At 38.0% G+C, this 21443-nt stretch carries 20 protein-coding genes; 15 read left to right on the top strand and 5 right to left on the bottom strand.

Features of this window, described 5'->3' with window-relative positions:
- Positions 1-45 precede the first annotated feature (45 nt).
- Positions 46-1974 carry a 1-deoxy-D-xylulose-5-phosphate synthase gene (dxs, locus tag M472_RS30090; RefSeq protein ID WP_021069590.1) on the top strand — a complete coding sequence of 643 codons (1929 nt, stop codon included), beginning with the start codon at positions 46-48 and terminating at the stop codon, positions 1972-1974.
- Between the two features lie 383 nt (positions 1975-2357).
- Complete coding sequence (gene dnaA / locus M472_RS30085; RefSeq protein WP_021069589.1) at positions 2358-3785, top strand: chromosomal replication initiator protein DnaA; 1428 nt, start codon at positions 2358-2360, stop codon at positions 3783-3785.
- 134 nt (positions 3786-3919) lie between these two features.
- On the opposite strand, the gene M472_RS30080 is transcribed toward dnaA, so the two are convergent.
- The 5 genes from M472_RS30080 to M472_RS30060 all read right to left on the bottom strand — a co-directional run bounded on the left by M472_RS30080 (position 3920) and on the right by M472_RS30060 (position 8763).
- Positions 3920-4273 (bottom strand): hypothetical protein, encoded by a 354-nt coding sequence (locus tag M472_RS30080; RefSeq protein ID WP_021069588.1) that lies wholly within the window; start codon positions 4271-4273, stop codon positions 3920-3922.
- 387 nt (positions 4274-4660) lie between these two features.
- Entirely contained in the window at positions 4661-5704 is a 1044-nt protein-coding gene (gene lpxK, locus M472_RS30075) for a tetraacyldisaccharide 4'-kinase (RefSeq protein WP_021069587.1), read from the bottom strand.
- Positions 5701-6162 (bottom strand): gliding motility lipoprotein GldH, encoded by a 462-nt coding sequence (locus M472_RS30070; protein ID WP_021069586.1) that lies wholly within the window; start codon positions 6160-6162, stop codon positions 5701-5703. Before M472_RS30070 ends, lpxK begins: the two co-directional genes overlap by 4 nt.
- A gap of 21 nt (positions 6163-6183) precedes the next feature.
- A complete protein-coding gene (locus tag M472_RS30065) occupies positions 6184-7605 on the bottom strand; it encodes a PSP1 domain-containing protein (protein ID WP_022829302.1) in 1422 nt (473 codons plus the stop codon).
- Positions 7606-7614: 9 nt separating this feature from the next.
- Positions 7615-8763 carry a DNA polymerase III subunit gene (locus M472_RS30060; RefSeq protein WP_021069584.1) on the bottom strand — a complete coding sequence of 383 codons (1149 nt, stop codon included), beginning with the start codon at positions 8761-8763 and terminating at the stop codon, positions 7615-7617.
- Between the two features lie 165 nt (positions 8764-8928).
- Between M472_RS30060 and dnaN the strand changes: the two genes are divergently transcribed.
- The 13 genes from dnaN (at position 8929) to M472_RS29995 (ending at position 21431) form a co-directional block, all read left to right on the top strand.
- Positions 8929-10053: a DNA polymerase III subunit beta gene (dnaN, locus tag M472_RS30055; protein ID WP_021069583.1), complete on the top strand. Its 1125-nt coding sequence runs from the start codon at positions 8929-8931 to the stop codon at positions 10051-10053.
- A 12-nt stretch (positions 10054-10065) separates the two neighbouring features.
- Positions 10066-10725, top strand: coding sequence for a DedA family protein (locus M472_RS30050; RefSeq protein WP_031301503.1), 660 nt, complete (start codon positions 10066-10068; stop codon positions 10723-10725).
- A 437-nt stretch (positions 10726-11162) separates the two neighbouring features.
- Positions 11163-11678, top strand: a complete 516-nt coding sequence (locus M472_RS30045; RefSeq protein WP_021069581.1) for a CAP domain-containing protein — start codon at positions 11163-11165, stop codon at positions 11676-11678.
- A gap of 102 nt (positions 11679-11780) precedes the next feature.
- The gene (locus tag M472_RS30040; RefSeq protein WP_037458207.1) at positions 11781-12656 is read left to right on the top strand and encodes a YicC/YloC family endoribonuclease; all 876 of its coding nucleotides are present in this window, start codon (positions 11781-11783) and stop codon (positions 12654-12656) included.
- A gap of 3 nt (positions 12657-12659) precedes the next feature.
- Positions 12660-13229 (top strand): guanylate kinase, encoded by a 570-nt coding sequence (gmk, locus tag M472_RS30035; protein WP_021069579.1) that lies wholly within the window; start codon positions 12660-12662, stop codon positions 13227-13229.
- Positions 13229-13810 (top strand): nicotinate (nicotinamide) nucleotide adenylyltransferase, encoded by a 582-nt coding sequence (gene nadD / locus M472_RS30030; protein WP_021069578.1) that lies wholly within the window; start codon positions 13229-13231, stop codon positions 13808-13810. The genes gmk and nadD overlap by 1 nt, the downstream gene beginning before the upstream one ends.
- Positions 13811-13966: 156 nt before the next feature.
- On the top strand, positions 13967-14725 hold the full coding sequence (locus M472_RS30025; RefSeq protein WP_144062668.1) for a hypothetical protein: 759 nt from the start codon (positions 13967-13969) through the stop codon (positions 14723-14725).
- A gap of 31 nt (positions 14726-14756) precedes the next feature.
- The gene (locus M472_RS30020; protein ID WP_021069576.1) at positions 14757-15569 is read left to right on the top strand and encodes a formylglycine-generating enzyme family protein; all 813 of its coding nucleotides are present in this window, start codon (positions 14757-14759) and stop codon (positions 15567-15569) included.
- A gap of 21 nt (positions 15570-15590) precedes the next feature.
- Entirely contained in the window at positions 15591-16373 is a 783-nt protein-coding gene (gene surE, locus M472_RS30015; RefSeq protein WP_021069575.1) for a 5'/3'-nucleotidase SurE, read from the top strand.
- Positions 16374-16634 carry a hypothetical protein gene (locus M472_RS30010; RefSeq protein WP_021069574.1) on the top strand — a complete coding sequence of 87 codons (261 nt, stop codon included), beginning with the start codon at positions 16374-16376 and terminating at the stop codon, positions 16632-16634.
- A gap of 15 nt (positions 16635-16649) precedes the next feature.
- Positions 16650-17537 carry a 1,4-dihydroxy-6-naphthoate synthase gene (locus M472_RS30005; RefSeq protein WP_021069573.1) on the top strand — a complete coding sequence of 296 codons (888 nt, stop codon included), beginning with the start codon at positions 16650-16652 and terminating at the stop codon, positions 17535-17537.
- A 133-nt stretch (positions 17538-17670) separates the two neighbouring features.
- Entirely contained in the window at positions 17671-20964 is a 3294-nt protein-coding gene (gene secA, locus M472_RS30000) for a preprotein translocase subunit SecA (protein ID WP_021069572.1), read from the top strand.
- 11 nt (positions 20965-20975) lie between these two features.
- Entirely contained in the window at positions 20976-21431 is a 456-nt protein-coding gene (locus M472_RS29995) for an SPOR domain-containing protein (protein ID WP_022829301.1), read from the top strand.
- Positions 21432-21443 lie beyond the last annotated feature (12 nt).

The raw sequence follows: 21443 nt of genomic DNA, 5'->3' as shown, positions 1-21443 counted from the left end.
GGAATTAATTGTTACTTTGTATCTTATTTTGAAACTTTTTGAGGTATGCAGGTAGAAGCAGGAGAACTTTTGAAAGGAATTCAATTTCCATCTGATTTACGTAATCTAAAGGATAGTGAATTAGAAGAAGTTTGTAAAGAACTCAGACAATATATAATTGATGTTGTTTCTGTTAACGGAGGGCACTTCGCAGCAAGTTTGGGCGTAGTAGAATTGACTGTCGCATTACATTATGTGCTAAATACTCCGTACGATCAGATTATTTTTGATGTCGGACATCAAGCGTATGGGCATAAGATTCTGACAGGACGTCGTGATCTATTTCACACTAATCGAATTTTAGGGGGTATTTCGGGATTTCCAAAACGTGGGGAAAGTGAATATGATGCTTTTGGGGTAGGGCATTCTTCTACCTCTATTTCTGCTGCGCTCGGTATGGCCGTAGCTTCGGCTTATAAAGGAGAAACGGATAGACAACACGTCGCTGTAATCGGCGATGGAGCACTGACTGGTGGAATGGCATTTGAAGCGTTAAATCATGCTGGTATAGAGAAGTCAAACTTATTGGTGATACTTAATGACAATTGTATGTCTATCGATCCCAATGTAGGAGCGATGAAGGAGTATCTGACTAGTATTACGACTTCTAAGAGCTATAATAGATTCCGCGATGACTTGATTGCAGTATTGGCAAAAATATCTAAAAATGGGCCAGATGCCTATGGATGGGCAAAGAAATTGGAATTAAGTATAAAAGGTACTCTTTTGAAGAATTCTAATCTGTTTGAGTCACTTAATTTTAGATATTTTGGACCTGTAGATGGACATGATGTCAACAAGTTGGTTAAGACGCTAGAGGATCTTAAGCATATCAGTGGTCCTAAATTGTTACATGTGGTCACTGTGAAGGGAAAAGGATATGCGCTGGCAGAAAAAGACCAAACGAAATGGCATGCGCCCGGTCTATTTGATAAAATAACTGGAGAGATTAAGAAGTCTACACCCGAAAAGCCACAGCCGCCTAAATACCAGGACGTATTCGGTCATACCTTGGTTGAACTAGCAGAAAGTAATCTTCAAATAATGGGTATCACTCCTGCTATGCCAAGTGGATCATCGATGAATATCATGATGAATGCAATGCCAGATCGAGCTTTTGATGTAGGTATCGCAGAGCAACACGCCGTGACTTTTAGTGCTGGTCTAGCTACTCAAGGATTGGTACCGTTTTGTAATATTTACTCTTCATTCATGCAACGTGCGTATGATCAAGTGATACATGATGTCGCATTACAAAATCTAAATGTAGTCTTTTGTTTGGACAGAGCAGGTCTAGTAGGTGCTGATGGACCGACCCATCATGGCGCATATGATATCGCTTTCATGCGTTGTATTCCTAATATGACTATTGCGGCTCCTATGAACGAAGAGGAACTACGTAATATGATGTATACAGCTCAGCTCAAGGATATGGGGCCTTTCGTAATACGCTATCCAAGAGGGTCGGGAGTTATGACAGACTGGAAGAGACCATTTAGAGCATTGGAAATCGGAAAAGGGCGTAAGCTTGTGGACGGTGAAGAAGTAGCTGTTTTAAGTTTTGGACATGTGGGTAATGAGGTGTCAAAGGCATTTCATACATTGAATGCAGAAGGAATTTACCCTGCTCACTATGATATTCGGTTTGTGAAACCAATTGACGAAAACCTACTACACGAAGTATTTAAAAAGTTCAAGAAAGTCATTACTATAGAAGATGGGATACTGCCAGGAGGATTTGGCTCAGCTGTACTTGAATTTATGGCCGATCATAGATATACTGCAGATCTTGTCCGATTAGGTATACCGGACGAAATAGTAGATCATGGTGAACAACCTGAACTGTGGAGATTGTGTAATTATGACGCCAATGCAGTTGTTGAAGAATGTCGAAAACTAATGAAATCTCAGCCTACAAAGACTATGGTTAGTTAAGTTGTCACTATATAGAAATTTGCAATTTTAAAATTCATTAAGCCACAAGTATTTGTGGCTTATTTTTTGCTGTACATACAGTAAAAAATGAACTGATTATTGGAACAAAAGTTTTCCACAATTTTCAATCTACAATCAATTTATTTTCAAAAAAAGCAAGCTATTTTTGTAAGTGATTACTTATGTGGAAAAGTATAATTGGTTGCTATTTCAGGCTTTGAAAAACACTTGAAATACATGTAAAATACTGTGTAATAGTTGTTTTGTATTTTTTTGGATTTTGATTTTTTTACCTCAGAAATTTTTGTCATCTTCGTTGAGAGCGAAAGTTATAAACAATTTTTTTATCATTAATTGGTTATCAAGTTATTAACAATTTAGGAATGGAAAAAACGTATACAGGTGTTTGGAATAATTGTCTTCAGGTGATAAAAGATAATATTCCGGCACAGAGTTTCAAGACATGGTTCGAGCCTGTGAAGGCTATTCGTTTGGAGGGAAACGTTTTAACTATTCAAGTACCTAGTTTGTTTTTTTACGAATGGTTAGAAGAGCACTATGTTGGAATCCTTCGTAAGACTGTAAAGAAATTTTTAGGGGAGCAAGGAAGGTTGGAGTATAATATTGTTGTAGAGAAATCATCTACCAATATACCTTATACAACGAATCTGCCTTCGAATGGAAATGGGGCGGAAGCTAAAAGGCAATCTATACCTGTTCCTGTCGCTCTGAACAAGAATATAAAAAATCCGTTCGTTATTCCTGGATTGAAGAAATTGCAAGTCGATCCGCAATTAAATCAGAATTATACGTTTGAGAATTTTGTAGAGGGAGAATGTAATCGTCTGGCTAGGTCTGCTGGATATGCCGTTGCAAATAAACCCGGAGGTACTTCTTTCAACCCATTGATGTTGTACGGAGATGTTGGACTAGGAAAGACGCATCTGGCGCAGGCTATTGGAAATGAAATTAAAAAGAACTTACCAGATAAGTTAGTCATATACGTATCATGTGAGAAATTCTGTCAGCAGTTTGTAGATTCCTTAAAAAATAATACAATAAACGATTTCGTAAACTTTTATCAGGCAATGGATGTCATCATTATGGATGATGTACATAATTTTGCCGGAAAGGAAAAAACACAGGATATATTCTTCCACGTGTTTAACCATTTACACCAATCTGGTAAGCAGATTATTTTAACGTCGGATAAACCGCCTAAGGACCTTTCTGGGTTGGAAGAGCGATTGTTAAGTCGTTTTAAATGGGGATTATCTGCCGATATACAGATACCGGATTTAGAAACAAGGATGGCTATCCTTAAAAAGAAGATGTATTCTGATGGTATCGAGTTACCTGAGAATGTTGTAGAATATGTGGCTACTCAAATTGATAACAGTGTTCGGGAACTAGAGGGGGCTATGGTTTCTTTATTGGCTCAATCTACCTTGAACAAGAAAGAAATTGATTTGAATCTTGCTAAATCAATGTTAAAGAACTTTGTGAAAAATACGCACAAAGAGATATCGATGGAATACATACAGAAATTAGTCTGTGAATACTTTGAAGTACCTGTTGAAATGGTCAAATCAAAAGTACGTAAAAGGGAGATTGTACAGGCTCGTCAAATATCTATGTACTTGGCTAAGAACCATACGAAATCATCACTTAAATCTATTGGTAGTTTTTTCGGAGGTAGAGACCACTCTACTGTGATTTATGCTTGTCAAACTGTAGAAGATCTGATCGAAACAGATAAGAAATTTAAAACTTATGTTCAAGATATTCAGAAGAAGTTAAAAACATCCTAGTATCGAATTATAATTAGTATATAAAAAAAGCTTTCTATTTTTGGAAAGCTTTTTTTATTAAAAATAAGGACGGACAAGAAACTTCTTTCCGTCCGCCCCAGCTAGGTAATTATGAAATTAAACTATTGTATGTATTATATTTTTTCTTCTTTATTGGCCATTTTTTCCTCTAAGTACTGAATAAATATTGGTTTTTGATCTTCTGTCAATAAGTCATTTATCTTACCATTTGCAGTAGCTGTAAGTGCTTCTATTTGCTGTTTGACAACATCCTCCGAAAGTGTAGTGTCAGATTTAACAGCTATTTTTGCTTGTACCTTTTCCAGTACGATATCATATACGGCTGCTTGTTGGTCGTCTGTTAACGTTAATTTCTCTGTCAATTCTGTAACAGTTTCTTTAGCTTTATTTTCTGGATTTATTTCCTGGGCAAACAACATCGTTACAGCAAATAAAAAGCTCAATCCAGTTAAAATTATTTTTTTCATAGCATTTAAAATTTAAAGTTTTAAAAATGTATTATTAAATTGTTTTCTGAATTAATAACTGTTTATTGGGTGACTTTATTGTTATTAATGTATCTGTTTTGTTACAATTTAACATCATTTAACAGAGTTTTAATCAGAATTTATTAGATAAAACATTGTTAAGTTACTGTATTTTAGCTATTTGTGTGTTTTGACCTTCCTCTAATCTCCTTTTATGCTATTTTAGAAGATTTCGTGTTTGCTAGACTGTTTCCTTGTTATAAAAATTCTCTTTTTTTGATACGTCTATATCTAGGACTATAGACTATTCCTACTGCATTGACAGCACCTAGTCTAACGTTCGTTTCGGGTTTAATAGATAATTATTAGTGTCAGTTAGTTCTAAAGCTAACTGTTGGGGAGGGACGAGTGAATGTAATTAAAAATGAACTGATCAAAAGTATTTTGCTGTTGATCTATTGATTTTAGTGAAATAGGTATATAATAAAGCGGTAGGTTTGACAAAGCAGAGTTTGGTATCCTTTGGATATCTTTTTCTGTGGTTAGCAGTATTTTGTTGGTTGAAGGTAATGAATAATAATATTCTTCTATTTTTTTGAAGTCTTTGTCTATGTAGTTATGATGATCTTGGAACTCTAAGGTATATATTGTATTGCCTATAGCGGAGAGATGTGTTTTTAAGGGAAGGGGATTAGCTATTCCACAAAACAGTATGATATCAAAGCCTTTTAGTTCAACTGTTAAATTTTCTCCATTTCTATTTTTGGGTTGTTCATATTTAATACCGGTATAAAATATCGGAGCAGGAGAATGTTTTCTTATCAGATGTTCTATATGCTTTTTTTGATCTTCTAGGATATTGTCTGGTGATTTGGTAACTAATATAAGGTCTGCTCTTTTTGTAGCGGATATATTATCTCTAAAGTCGCCTGTAGGAAGGGGGATAATAGGAGAAAAAAGAGAATTGAAATCGAAAAGAAGTATTGAAAAACCAGGAGTTAGTTTTCTATGTTGGTAGGCGTCATCTAATAGGATTAAGTCATGATTGTCTTTCAGCTGTCGAATCCCGAAACAGCGATCTTCTGAGACAGCTACAGTAACATCTGGAAACTTGTTTTTAAACTGTAAGGGCTCATCCCCTACTTCCAATGCTGATGATGCTGTGGTTACAATCTTGTATCCTTTTGTCTTGCGGCCATATCCCCTACTGAGCGTAGCTATTGTATAGTTTTCTTTCAATAGGCGGATAATGTATTCTGTCATTGGACTTTTCCCTGTGCCTCCAATAGCAAGATTGCCTACAACAATTGTGGGAATCGTAAATTTAGTGCTTTTTAGTATCCCCTTATCATATAATATGTTTCTAATCCAGACAACGATACCGTATATAACACTTACTGGCATCAGTATCCATCGTATAAGCGTGATCATTTTTTGATGACTTTGATGCCTACATCCACAATGTCCTTAAGGGGTGTTTCTCTCATATTCTGTTCGATTGCAAAGGTATAGGTGCCAGTGTCCGGAAACACAAAGTTTTCTTTAGCTAGGTATTGTACTTCATACAGTGATCCTGCAGAGTTTCCTAACCAACGCCCATCCAATTGAGCCAAGGGTATCTCCTTTCGATAAGCTGTATCTGCTAAATTATTTCCCTTTTCATGCAACAGGACAAAGAGATTAGAAAATCGGTATTCGTTAGAGTGTCGTAGGTTGATATAGATGTCATATTTGGCCTTTGAATCGTCTATATGTATATTAAAAGCTGGTTTTTTTTCATAAGTCCAAGAGCGATTTGGAATAGGCTCATTTTTTTCATAAAACGTACCATTGGTACATGAAACCAAAAAACTAATTATACTAAGGCTGTATATAAGATACTTTATCATATAAAAAATAGTGACGAGAACTTACTCGCCACTGTTATTCGGTTTATCGTTATTTTTATTTCTGTTCCTGTTATTATATCTTCTTTTTTTTCTCTGCTCATTCTTTTGAGCATTGTCTTCTCCTTGATTTGTAGGTGAAGTAGGTTTATTATTACTTCTACCTTGGCTTGGTTTATTCCGAACCTCAGCAGCCGAGTTATTTTCCTTCTTTTGTCCTGTATGAGGCTGCTTGGTTAATTTTGATTGCTCATTAGTTCCATTAGCCTCTGTTTTCTGACTGGAAGAGGGCTGCCTTGGCTTACTTTTTTTCTTTTTGCGTCTTTTGTTCTTATCGTCCAGACGAGTAAGGCTATCTTGTCCCACAACATTTTCATAATCAAAAACTATAGGTTTTTTACTTTCTACGACCTGTGGTACATAATCCAAAGCATCAGGTTTAACACCTCCCTTATTCATTTCTGCGAGTTCTTTTACCTTGCTTATGGATAGTGGAATCCAGTTTTCTGCACCTGGATAAGAAAACCACATTGTTTTTTTGAATATGTCTGTCTTTTGAAGATAGGCAACACCACTATTGGTCTCGATACGGTTTACGTCATTCGGAATATCTTTTAGTGCATCCATGTAACTATCCAGTTCATAGTTCAAGCAGCATTTTAGCTTACCACATTGCCCCGCTAATTTTAGGGTATTCAATGATAGATTTTGGTACCGTGCTGCCGAAGTGGATACGGTCTTAAAATCAGTAAGCCATGTGGAACAACAGAGCTCGCGACCGCAAGATCCAATCCCCCCTAAGCGGCTTGCTTCCTGCCTCATGCCGATCTGCCTCATTTCTATGCGAATACGGAAAGCTTCTGCCATACGTTTAATCAATTCGCGAAAATCAACACGTCCTTCGGCTGTATAATAAAAAGTAGCTTTGGTTTTGTCTCCTTGATAGTCTACATCTGAAATCTTCATGGATAATCCCAAATCTAAAGCGAGTTTTCGCGCTCGGTGCATCGTTTCCCATTCCAACTCCTTGGCAGCATTGAACTTTGCCACATCAGCATCATTGGCTTTGCGATAGATTTTTTTTATCACTGAATCTGGAGTGACATTATTCTTTTTTAATTGTAAACGAACAAGTTCGCCTGTTAATGACACGTGACCTATATCATATCCACCTGTAGATGGTTCGACAGCTATCATCTCTCCCATTTCTAGGTAGATATTGTCCGTGTTTAAATAATAATCCTTGCGTGATCCTTTGAAGCGAACTTCAACGATATCAAAAGGTTTATAGTTTGAAGGCAAATCCATGTCGGAAAGCCAGTCATATACGTCTAATTTATTACATCCGCTGGTCATGCAAGAACCATTGTTATTGCATCCTGATGGTACCGTGCCTAATTTACTTCCTGTACCACAACCTCCGGATGAGCAACTGCCACATCCCATATGTCTATTTTATATTATTGAGTCCCGACGAGTCGGGAACGTTTGATATTTGAACAATAAAACTAATTGCAAAGATAAATCTAAAAATAATATTTTAGCATTTCCATTTCGCTCAATCCCGTAATGTGTTCTTTCAAGGATATCGATAGCCTCTTCTAACTGTTCAAATTGGAATAAACCACTAAATTTTTCTACAAATGCTAGTTCTTCTTCTTGTAAAAATACAAGATTCTTTAAACCTTGTTGCATTAATATGATCTGTCTCATCATATTAATGGTATAAAGTAAGAAACTTTTTTGATTTTCTCTTCCTAATTTTGAAAGTTTGTCCTCTGTAAGACTGATTAACTCTTTCCCATTATCCGTAACGATAAAGCGTAACCAATTTACTAACATGGAGAAAGTTTCGCTTTCACCATGCTCGTTTAACAAATTGAGTGCTTCTTGGATATTACCATCTGCAATAAATGATATTTCTTTGGCTCGTTTAGGATCTAATCTTTTTTCCGAGATAAGGTAATTGTTCATTTCTTCGTGCTGAAGTTTATTGATCTTAACCAATTGAGTTCTGGAAATAATAGTATTGATTATTTTATCTTGGTTTTCAGCAACTAAAAGGAACAGTGTTTTTTCTGGTGGTTCTTCAATAAGCTTTAGAAGGGCGTTTCCTTGGGTGTCAAGGTATTCCGGAAGCCACATAATCAATACTTTGTATTCGGCTTCAAACGACTTTAGACTAAGTTTTTTTATGATATCATGCGCCTCAGCTATATTTATGTTAGCTTGTTTGTTGCCCGAATCTAATTGTTCTCTCCAATAGTTCAGTCCTAAATAAGGATTGGTAAGAAAAGTCTTACGCCACTCATTCATATAGGTGGTTGCAGTTTCATCTTTCCCTTTAGCAAAGAATGGATAGGAAAAATGTAAATCAGGATGGATTAGTTTTTCATATTTTCTACAAGAAGGACAAAGGCCACAGCTATCTTCTTCTTGCTTGTCTTCACAATTTATGTATTGAGCGTAAGCTAATGCCAAAGCAAGACTGCCCGAGCCCTCCGGTCCCAAAAAAAGCTGAGCGTGGCTGACTCGATTTTTTTTTACCGAGTTGATTAGATGGTTTTTAATGCTTTGGTGTCCTACTATTTCCTTAAACTGCATATCGTAAGTCTACGCAAACTTATGTAAAAAGCATTGTATTAGCGAATACATCAAGTAAAAAATAAAGAAGTAATGTGATGGTAAGCAAAGATAAACCTAGACATAGATTGGAAAAATTTAATTCTTTTCTGTATTATTGCATATAAAAAAATATCGAAGCTAGACATGAGATTTATAGTATCCACATCTGTATTATTAAAGCAATTGCAGGCCATAAGCGGAGCATCAAGTAGTAGTACTGTCCTTCCTATTTTGGAAAACTTCCTGTTTGAAATAAAAGATAACACTTTAACTATTTCTGCTACGGATTTACAAACCAGTATGGTGACTTCTTTGCCGATCGAGGCCAAAGAAGAAGGACGAGTAGCAATGCCTTCGAAAATTTTGATAGATACATTGAAAACGCTTCCAGATCAACCTGTTGCTTTTTCAGTGGATACTAAAACATTGGCAATCGAAATCAGTGCTGGAGATGGAAAGTATAAGCTCAGTGGAGAAAATGCAGATGATTTTCCAAAGATTCCTGTTGTTGAGAGTGTATCTACGGTAAACATTACTGCAGCTATCTTATCTGAAGCTATAAATAAGACGATATTTGCGGTAAGCAATGATGAACTACGGCCCGCAATGTCAGGGGTTCTTGTGCAGCTAGGCGAACAGAATATCACTTTTGTAGCAACAGATGCACACCGCTTGGTGAGATACCGTCGTACAGATGTCGGTGCAGAAAAGGCAACATCTATCATTCTTCCAAAGAAAGCTTTAACATTGTTAAAATCCTCCCTACCGTCTGATGAAACTTCGGTAGCGGTAGAGTATAACACGACAAATGCATTCTTTCAATTTGGCAGCATTCACTTGATCTGTCGTCTTGTAGACGAGCGTTATCCGGATTATGATGCTGTAATCCCTCAGGTGAATCCAAATAAACTTACAGTAGACCGCGCTTTGTTTTTAAACACATTGCGTCGTGTGGTTATTTTTGCAAATAAAACGACACATCAGGTTCGTTTGAAAATCAATGGTAGTGAGTTGAATATCTCTGCGGAGGACTTAGATTTCTCTAATGAGGCTCATGAACGTCTTAATTGTCAGTTTGAAGGCGAAGACATGGAGATAGGATTCAACGCTAAGTTTTTGGTAGAAATGCTGAATAACTTAAACTGTGAAGAAGTGGTGTTGGAAATGAGTACTCCAAATCGTGCAGGATTGTTATTACCAGCAATCAAGCAGGATAATGAAGAAATATTGATGTTGGTCATGCCGGTAATGCTGAATAGTTTTAATTAATACCGAATTCCATTGGATTTAATATATTCATTGATAGATTTTATTCTTCACATTGATGATCATCTGGTGGAGATTGTAAATGACTATCAGACCTGGACGTATCTGATTTTGTTTCTGATCATATTCGTTGAAACAGGTGTGGTCGTGATGCCTTTTTTGCCAGGAGATTCGTTGCTTTTTGCAGCAGGTATGCTTGCTGCTCAACCAAATGATCTTAATATCTGGATTATGATTATTCTGTTGCTTATTGCCGCTATTACGGGGGATTCCTTAAATTATGCGATAGGCAAGCATTTTGGAATGCGTATTACTCGGTTTAGGCTGTTCGGGAAGCAAATGGTAACGGATGCGCAGCTTGAAAAAACGCACTCGTTCTATGAGAAATATGGTAGCAAAACGATCGTTATTGCTCGTTTTGTTCCTATCGTAAGAACCCTCGCCCCTTTTGTGGGAGGAATTGGTAGGATGAAATATAGTACGTTTATAACCTATAATATTGTTGGAGCAATTCTTTGGGTTGTCGGAATTACATTGGCAGGCTATTTCTTAGGGAACATTCCTTTAATTCGAGATAATTTTTCTAAGGTGGTTTTGATTATTATTTTCCTTTCTATACTTCCGATAATTTTTGAAGTAGTGAAGGAAAAACTAAAAGGAAGTAAAGCAGGCTAAAGGCAATATATGATATAATAGAAAGGGCATTCAATCATTTGGATGCCCTTTCTTTTTTGCGTTTAGGGAATGGATAATTAGGATGATAGGTATGCGATGAGGTTTATTATAGTACGGTATAGATAGGGACTCTCTTATGTTCAAATTTGTACCAGCTTCCCTTTTAGTCCGAAGTTCATTCGGAGATTATACGGACTTCATTCGGACTTCATTCGGATATAGCCGAGTAAAGTCCGAAGTATATACGTTTTAAAATTGGATTATCTCCAATTTTAATAATAATCAGTTTTCAATCAGTAACGAAGTTTCTCTAACGTTTGCAAGAATATACCATTAAACGTATACACCACAATCTAGTCTATTAAAGAAATAATTTTGATATGCGCATTCTATGTCTTTTAATTTTGATTTCCAGTTCTGCTGTAGCCCAAAAGAAAATGATAACGACCGACCGGCAACAAGCAAAGGAGGCATATACCCTACTCAATGACATCCGTATGCATCCCGAGAAATACGCTAAGAAATTAGGAATTTCACCAGTGAATAAGGTGAAAAGAACGACGTTGATTTGGAATGATGATCTTGCAAAAGTAGCTGAATTTAGGGCTTATGATATGGCTAATCGTAATTATTTTGAACATGTGACACCAGAAGGTTTGGGACCGAATTATTACATGGTAAAGGCTGGATATCACCTCAACCCTGATTGGACAAAGAAAAAATCAGCGAATAATTTCGAATCGATAGCAGCCAACCATGCCACGGCCGTAGAGGGAATCAATGCTTTTATCATCGGAAAGGGATCTCCAGGTTTTATGCATCGGAAACATGTTTTAGGTATGGACGATTGGAATGGTTCTCTAGTCGATATTGGTATCGGTTTTGTCCATTCACCAAGCGGATCTACTTATAAAACCTATTTATGTGTAATCATTGCTAAGCATGATTGGTAGGATGGTTGTCGATAAACGTCAATTTTGTATAACAGGATATAGTTTGGGGTTTTTCAATAGCCAGATTGTTAGAAATCAACATTAGTTTTCCTACCTTTGCATATGATAAAATCAATGACAGGATATGGTGTAGGTTCGCATGAGAATGCGAAGGTTAAATACACTGTGGAAATAAAATCACTTAATTCAAAATTTCTAGAGCTAGGAATACGTTTGCCTAAGGCTGTTTCGGACAAGGAGCTCACGCTTCGTGGAGAATGTAGTAAACTGATAGAACGAGGAAAAGTGAACGTTTTGATTTCATCAGAATACGCTGACCAAACAGCGAAAGCATCTTCTATAAACCGTGAACTGCTGAAAAAGTATTATAATCAACTTAAAGATATCGCTGCACAGCTCGGAGAAGATCAAACGGGTTTATTTAATCTAGCGTTGTCAATGCCTGAAGTGATTGCGAACAATGAAGACGAAGTGGATGAAGAAGAGGGTAAAGTATTATTGAATGCTTTCTATCAAGCTGTAGAATCATTCACTGGGTTTAGAATGGATGAAGGGAAGGTTCTGAAAAATGATTTGGAGAAGCGTGTAGCGTTGATTCTTGATTATTTAGGACAGGTAGAAGCTGTCGAAGGTGATCGGATTCCATTGATCAGAGAACGCTTAAGCCAGTATATGGATGAAGCTGTGGGAAAAGAGAATATCGATAAAAATCGATTTGAGCAAGAGATAATTTTTTATATCGACAAACTTGATATCACTGAAGAAAAAGTTCGTTTAAGAAGTCACTGTAACTATTTTTTGGAGGCGCTTAATGCCGCGGATTCTAATGGTAAAAAACTAGGGTTTATTTCTCAGGAAATGGGGAGAGAGATAAATACGCTAGGATCGAAGGCTAATAATGCGAACATTCAGCAAATTGTAGTTCGTATGAAAGAGGAGCTTGAGAAAATCAAGGAACAACTACTAAATGTATTGTAAGTTATGAATAAAAAATTGATAATCTTCTCCGCTCCCTCTGGAGCAGGAAAAACAACGATAGTAAGACATCTGTTAAGTAAATATAGTGACAAATTGGAGTTTTCTATATCGGCGAGCACCAGAGAGCCAAGGGGTAGCGAAGAAAACGGTAAAGACTATTATTTCATTTCCAAAGAGGAGTTTCTACATAAGGTAGCAAAGCAAGAATTTATAGAATTTGAAGAGGTTTATTCTGGAACTTATTACGGAACACTGAGGTCCGAATTGGATCGTATATGGTCTCTAGGAAAGAGTGTAATTTTTGATATTGACGTAGTCGGTGGATTACGATTGAAATCTAAGTTCCCAGAGGAAGCGTTAGCGATTTTTGTAAATCCACCATCGCTAGAAGTGTTACAAGAACGACTTTCTGGACGTGGTACAGATTCAGAAGAGAAACTGAAGGAGCGCTTTGCAAAAGCGGAATTGGAGTTGAGTTACGCGGATAAATTTGACGTGATATTAAATAACTTCGATCTGGATGTAGCATGTCAAGATGCGGAAAAAATAGTATTGGATTTTCTGGATAAATAATGGCAGGCAATAAGATTGGACTTTTTTTCGGATCTTTTAACCCGATACATATAGGACATCTGATTATTGCAAACTATATGGCGCAATATACAGACCTGGCTGAGGTATGGTTTGTTGTGTCACCTCAGAATCCTTTTAAGGACAAAAAAAGTCTGGGCAATATGTACGATCGCTTAGAAATGGTGAACCTCGCTATTGAAGGAGCAGAAAAGCTGAAGGCATGTGACATTGAATTCGGACTTCCACAGCCTTCTTATACGATAGATACGCTGACCTACATGAGGGAGCGGTATCCGGGTAAAGAGTTTGTGTTGATTATGGGAGAAGATAATCTAATGGGGTTACACAAATGGAAGAATGCAGATATCTTGTTAAGAGATTTTCAGATTTTTGTCTATCCAAGGCCAAAATACGAGGCTGGGGAATGGCTGAATCACCCGGCTGTGACAATGACAGATACACCTCAAATGGAGTTGTCATCTACTTTCGTAAGAAGCGCTATCAAGGGCAGAAAGGATGTTAAGTTTTTTGTCCCTGATCGTGTTTTAGAATTTATAGATAAGAAGGGCCTGTATCTCTAGCTTTATGAGGCGCTTTCGTTTCGATCTATGGTGAATATACTACCCCTATAGACCTCGGCTTAATCCACATATTCCTTTGTGGAAAATAAGAAGAAATCATTAATTTTATTTTTGGAAAAAAACTTTCGACAAGTAGGTCACTTGTTTACTATTGCTATGAGATATTTAATAACATTTTTGATCAGTATAAGTGCAGTAGCGTTTTCTTATGCACAAGATGATTTGGCGCTTTATGAACCCACAAAAGCGGATTATGACTATTGGGAATACCGAAGGAAAATGACGGTTCCGCCCTACGGTCTGGATAAAGTGAAGGGCTTGATCAAGAAAATCGAAATCAAGTCTGATGATAACGATGATATGGGACTTTCGGCCTTATCTACAGCTGATTTTAAATCGTTGACTCTACGCGAAAAATTTACATATACGGTGGTTCATCCAGAACTATATTCGCAGAATTGTGATATACGGATTATGTTGCCCAATGAAGAACAAAAGGTATTTGGCTATTTGCTTTCTACATTAAACGAACAGACCTGGAGCCAGCGACAGCTAGTTTTCTTGCGTGAGAATAGAGACTCCGTAATGTCCTATATAGAGGAGTCTACTTTACGAAGCAAGCGGATGGGCGTGAATTACAAGGATGTGATCGACGAAATTAACGGATGGGAAATGATTCCCTTTATCATTACTTATTTTGAAAGTAATAAGAAAGATAAAGATGCATTGACTTTGCTTCTTTTGCTGATGAAAAAAGGAGAATATGAAGAGTTCCTGAAGTCTACCTCCTATCGAAAATTATATGGGCAATCCTATAATTATGAGACGTATATTGAGTATAATAAGGCAAATGAAGCGTTGATATTACAACGTGCAATGGGTTACTTTAAAGAAAAAAGTGCTGGAGGGAAATAATTCGATAGGAATAATAAATAGAGTGGATTAGATGCAAAAGATTGTTTTTTTTCTGTTGTCTATAGGTTTTACTGTTTCTTCTTTTGCACAGGATCTAGATTTTGTTCGGATTGAAGAAGGGACATATACCGTGGGGGAAGACGGGGCTGTCCTGAATCCGAGAAGAACTGTTTTTATCAAGGAGTTTAATATCGCTACAACAGAGTTGACTAATGCCGCTTTTCTACTATTCGTAGAAGCTACAGGGTATAGGACTACTGCTGAGAGATACTGTAATGCGCAGGTTTTTGAGCCGGGACTGGAAGAGTTTAGATGGATACAAGATAGTACGGCGTACTGGCGTTTTCCAAATGGGGTATCCCGAGGTGGGATAGGGAATAAGATGGATCATCCTGTCACGTGTATTTCTTATCGGGATGCTATTGCATACTGTAAATGGGCAGGTGTACGACTGCCAACCTTTGAAGAATGGGAAGCTGCAGCAAAAGCGGGTTCCACGGGAAAATACTTTGAGGGGGCTTCTGAAGAAAAAATAGAAGAGTATGCAAATATCTGGCATAAAGACGATCATCTTAAGCCCGATTTTTCGGATGGTTATATGTATACAGCACCTGTAAAAAGCTTTAAGGCTAACCCATGGGGGCTATATGATGTATTAGGAAATGTCTTCGAGTTTTGCGAAGGACGGCTCCCTCAGGACAAAGGGCGTAAAGTAGCTCATGCCCGAGGCGGATCTTGGTGGTGTAATAGGACGAGTTGTGCTGCGTTCAATACTGTTTTTATAGGTTCTGTAGCGCCAATGGCTTCTTTTAGTAATCTCGGATTCCGTGTGGTACGGGATTAGATTATTTACTAACTTAGCAGTATGACAAAGAAGAAACCTACTATACTCGTTGTGAATGATGATGGTATAACAGCCCCAGGAATAAAGGTCTTGTTGGAGGAAATGAAAAAGTTGGGACGGGTGATCGTTGTAGCTCCAGATGGGCCTCAATCGGGAATGGGACATGCAATAACTATTGGAAAGCCATTGAGACTGGATAAAATAGAGCTATATGAAGGTGTTGAGATGTATAAGTGTTCTGGTACACCTGTGGATTGTGTCAAACTGGCGGTAAACCGGATTTTTAAAGGAGAGAAGCCCGATTTATGCGTATCGGGAATAAATCATGGACTGAACTATTCAATCAATGTATTATACTCTGGCACGATGTCAGCCGCTGTAGAAGGAGCTATTGAAGCAATTCCATCAATTGGTTTTTCATTAGATGATTTTTCACATAGTGCTGATTTTTCACATTGTAGACCTTATATCTCGGCCATAGTGGAGCAAGTGTTGGCAAACGGACTACCTAAAGGCACGCTCTTAAATGTTAATTTCCCGCATATAGATAAGGAGATAAAAGGAATTAAAATATGTAGGCAGGCTAATGGTCATTGGATAGAAGAGTTTGAGCATCGATTGGACCCTTATAACAGGGAATATTTTTGGTTGACAGGACAGTTTGAGTGGAGTGATAGAGGAGAAGATACAGACGTATTTGCGTTAAAAAACGGTTACGTTTCTATAGTGCCTACGCAATATGATATGACTGCACATCATACGATTCAAGAATTAAATTCTTGGGCATTTAATTTCAAAAGCTAAATGAAAGATTCTTTTTGGGCTGGAGGAGCAATAGGTACCCTCACTCCTATTTTAGCCTACGTACTATCTAACTATACCAGCATACAAACAAGCTACTTTTCAGATAAACCTATTGCACTGTATGTGGTTGCAGCTTTTATTAACCTGATTGTTGTGCGGTTTACCTATCGGGCAGGAAAAGAGTCGTTGGCTAAAGGGATTGTTTTTGTAACTTTTATTGCAATGCTGGTTTTGGTGATTACTGTCAAAATAAAGGTATAACACTATTTTAAAATAATGAAATTAAGTTTAGGTTTTTCTCCATGTCCTAATGACACCTATATATTTGATGCCTTGATACATCAAAAGATTGATACATACGGGCTGGAGTTTGAGGTCGAATATCATGATGTGGAGACGCTGAACCAAAAGGCTTTCAAGAAAGAATTAGCTATTACAAAGCTGAGTTATCATGCCTTTGCTTATGCTGTCGAGGATTATGAGTTGTTGGATGCAGGTAGTGCTCTAGGGTTTGGTGTAGGCCCCTTGCTTATTACCAAGAATAAGGCATTAGCTGAAGAACTAATGGAGTATGTAGGTCAGGATCTGCCTGATAAGTTTAGGAATCTGGCTATAGCTATACCAGGTAAATATACAACTGCAAACTTTTTGTTGGGTTTGGCTTTTCCCCAATTGCAAAATAAGCAAGAGTTGGTTTTTTCTGATATTGAAGAAGCGGTAATGGACGGTAGGGTCGATTTGGGATTGATTATTCACGAAAACAGGTTTACTTATCAGGAGAAGGGGCTACATAAGGTGGTGGATCTTGGCGACTACTGGGAGAAAACAACCAATAGTCCTATCCCCTTGGGCGGTATTGTGATTCGCCGGGATTTGCCACTAGACATTAAAGAGAAGATTAACCGTTTGGTACGCCATAGCGTGGAATTTGCATTTGCCAATCCCAAGTCTGGAATTGAATATATACGCAGTCACGCTCAAGAGATGGAGGAAACGGTGATGTATAAGCATATAGAACTGTATGTGAATTCCTATTCAATTGATTTGGGAGGTATTGGTAGAGCGGCTATAGCTACTATGTTTGAACGTGCTGAGGCTCTTCAATTGATCCCCGAGATGAAAAAAAATATCTTTTTAATAGAAAGAGACGAGGGATTTGGCTAGATATAAAAAAAATACATTGTAAGAGTGAAAGTTATCGTTTCGAATAAGTAAATTTGCCCGGTTAGTGCCAAAATGTCCTATGTTTTGTCTTTGGATTCAATTTTGTGCATGTGGACAGAGATAAAAAAAAATTATGTTAAAATTCTTAAGTAAACTATTTGGTAGCAAGTCAGAACGTGATATCAAGGCTATCCAACCTTATGTAAATAAGGTTAAAGATGAATATAGCAAGTTAACCAATTTATCACATGACGAGCTTCGTGCCAAAACAATCGAATTTAAAGCACGCATTCAGGACTATTTAAAGGAAATCGATGCAGAGATTGCCGATTTAAAAAGCAAGTCTGAAAATACAGAAACAGACATGGCTGCCAAAACGGAAGTTTACGAGAAAATCGATAAATTGAACAAAGACCGAGACAAGAAGCTTGAAGAAATATTGTTAGAAATATTACCTGAAGCTTTTGCGGTTGTAAAAGATACAGCTCGACGCCTTACTGAAAATTCGGTACTGGAAGTTACGGCTTCAGATTTTGATCGGGAATTGGCTGCTCGTAAAGCAAATGTCACTATTCAAGGAGATAAAGCTTTATGGAGCAATTCTTGGACAGCAGCCGGGAATGAGGTGAAGTGGAATATGGTGCACTATGATGTACAATTGATCGGTGGTATAGTTCTGCATCAAGGTAAAATCGCAGAGATGTCCACAGGTGAAGGTAAAACGTTGGTAGGAACATTGCCGACTTACCTAAATGCACTGTCCGGTCAAGGTGTACATATTGTAACTGTCAACGATTATCTTGCTAAGCGTGACTCGGAGTGGAACGGTCCTCTTTTCGAGTTTCACGGATTGAGCGTAGATTGTATTGACAAGCACCAGCCAAACTCTCCACAACGTCGCGATGCTTATAAATGCGACATCGTATACGGTACTAACAATGAGTTTGGTTTTGATTATTTGCGTGACAATATGACGCAAACTCCGGACGCTATGGTACAGCGCAAGCTACATTTTGCAATGATTGATGAGGTTGACTCGGTATTAATTGATGATGCCCGTACCCCATTGATTATCTCTGGACCAATCCCTATGGGAGACCAGCATGAGTTCTATCAGTTGAAGCCACGGATAGAACGTTTGGTAAATGCACAGAAAGCCTATATCAATACGGTATTTAATGAAGCTAAAAAAGCTATTACAGCAGGTGATGTAGATCCTGAAGCTGGAGGGTTGGCTTTGTTTCGCTCATTCAGGGGATTACCTAAGAATAAAGCATTAATCAAGTTCTTAAGTGAAGGAAATCACCGTCAGATTTTGCAGAAAGTAGAAAACTACTACATGCAGGAGCAAAATCGCCACATGCCTAAAGCCGATAAAGAGCTTTTCTTTGTTATCGATGAGAAAAATAATCAGGTAGAACTTACTGAAAAAGGTATTGAGCTAATTACGGCTTCTGGAGAGGATCCAAGTTTCTTTATCCTGCCAGATGTGGGTTCTGAAATCGCTGATATCGAAAAATCAACAGCTACATTAGAAGAAAAAGCTGCCCGTAAAGAGGAACTATTGCGTGACTATTCTATAAAAGCAGAACGTATTCACTCTATAAATCAGTTATTAAAAGCATATACTTTGTTCGAACGCGATGATCAATATATCGTGGATGAGGGTAAGGTTAAGATTGTAGATGAGCAGACAGGACGTATCATGGATGGCCGTCGCTATTCTGATGGTCTGCACCAGGCAATCGAAGCTAAAGAAAACGTAAAAGTAGAAGATGCGACACAAACTTATGCGACAGTAACGCTGCAAAACTACTTCCGTATGTACCATAAGTTGTCGGGTATGACGGGTACAGCTTCTACAGAAGCAGGTGAGCTTTGGGAGATCTATAAGCTAGATGTTGTCGAGATTCCAACAAATAGAGGGATACAACGTGACGATAGGCAAGATTTTATCTACCGTACAGCACGTGAGAAATATAATGCTGTAGCACAAGAGATTCAAAATTTAACAGAACAAGGACGCCCAGTGTTGGTCGGTACTACATCTGTTGAGATTTCGGAGCTTTTGAGCCGTATGTTGAAGTTGAGAGGAATTAAGCATAACGTCTTGAATGCGAAGTTGCACCAGAGGGAAGCAGAAATTGTTGCCGAAGCTGGACATCCAGGACAGGTGACAATAGCGACCAATATGGCGGGCCGTGGTACGGATATTAAACTTACGGAAGAGGTTATTAATGCTGGTGGTTTGGCTATTGTGGGTACAGAACGACATGAATCTCGTCGTGTGGATAGACAGTTGAGAGGTCGTGCAGGACGTCAAGGAGATCCAGGGTCGTCCCAGTTTTTCGTTTCATTAGAAGATCCATTAATGCGTTTGTTCGCTTCCGAGCGTATTTCAAACATCATGGTGAAGATGGGCGTTGAAGATGGTGAGGTGATGCAGCACAGCATGTTGACCAAATCTATTGAACGGGCACAGCGTAAAGTGGAAGAAAATAACTTTGGTATTCGTAAGCGTTTGTTGGAGTATGATGATGTCATGAACTCTCAGCGGACGGTAATCTATACTAAGCGTAAAAACGCATTATTTGGAGAGCGTTTGGATGTAGATTTGAATAATGCAATTTACGATGTTGTCGAAGATGTGGTAACCGAATCGAAGGAAGGTGGTTCTTACGAGGAGTTTCAAATAGAGGTGATACGCTTATTTGCAGTAGATCCTAGCATTAGTAGTGAAGAGTTCACGGCAAGTAATATTCAGGTATTGACGGATAAGGTTTTTGATCAAGTCATTACACATTATGAAAATAAGGCGAAGCATCTAGCAGAACAAACTTTACCTGTATTGACCAATGTAATGGCTGAGCGGGGGAATATGATCGAAAATATCGTTGTTCCGTTTACTGACGGCATTCGTGGCATACAAGTTGCGACAAATCTTAAGAAAGCGATCGAGACTCAAGGTGCTGAAGTGTTCCGTTCTTTTGAGAAAGGTATTGTTTTGGCCTTGATTGATGAGGCTTGGAAGGAGCACCTTAGGGAGATGGACGACTTAAAACAGTCAGTGCAAAATGCTGTTTATGAGCAAAAAGATCCAATTATCATTTATAAAATGGAGGCTTTTAACTTGTTCAAGAGCATGTTGGCAAGTATGAATAAAGAGATTGTGAGTTTCCTATTCAAAGGTGAAATCCCAGGACAGCAGCCACAACAGGTTCAAGAAGCAAAACCAATTGTACAGCCAAAGGTCGTAGCGACAAAGGAGGAACTAAGTTCGCCGACAGGGGTATCTGAAGAAGATGTAGATACAAGAACTGCTCAGGTAACGCAGCCAATAAAGAAAGAGCAAACTGTTGGCAGAAATGACGAATGTCCTTGTGGATCAGGATTGAAATACAAGAACTGTCACGGTAAAAACGCTTAAAAAATAATATAATGTTGAGAAAAGGATTGATTTTAGGTTTTGTTCTAGGAGTAATGGTCTTGTCGACCAAAGCACAGCAAGCGGGTGTAGTTGAAGTATCTAGAGATACCTTGATTGCAATTTTGCAAAACTTCAGAGCAGAGCATGAAATCAATCCCACAGCAACACGTACGGTGAGTCTTGGTCCTAAGGTGGTAGATAAGAGTAAAGCAAGCCGGGTGAAGAGAAAGGGCTTCCGCGTGCAGATATACTCTGGTTCCAATCGGAATGATGCCTATGCCGCCCAAAGTCGGTTTAGGAGTCAGTATACAGATATGGATGCGTATATCAACTACGATGAACCTAATTATAGGGTCAAAGTTGGAGATTTTACCAGTAGAACCGAAGCTAATAATTTTATGCGCACTCTTCGGAATCAGTTTAGCTCTGTTTTCGTTTTCCAAGAGGACATTTGGGTCTGGGAATAACAAATCATTGAA

This window comes from Sphingobacterium paucimobilis HER1398 (genome assembly GCF_000416985.1).
Classification (GTDB): domain Bacteria; phylum Bacteroidota; class Bacteroidia; order Sphingobacteriales; family Sphingobacteriaceae; genus Sphingobacterium; species Sphingobacterium paucimobilis.
The sequence above is the reverse complement of the archived record's forward strand: the minus strand, read 5'-3'. Positions and strand labels throughout refer to the sequence as shown.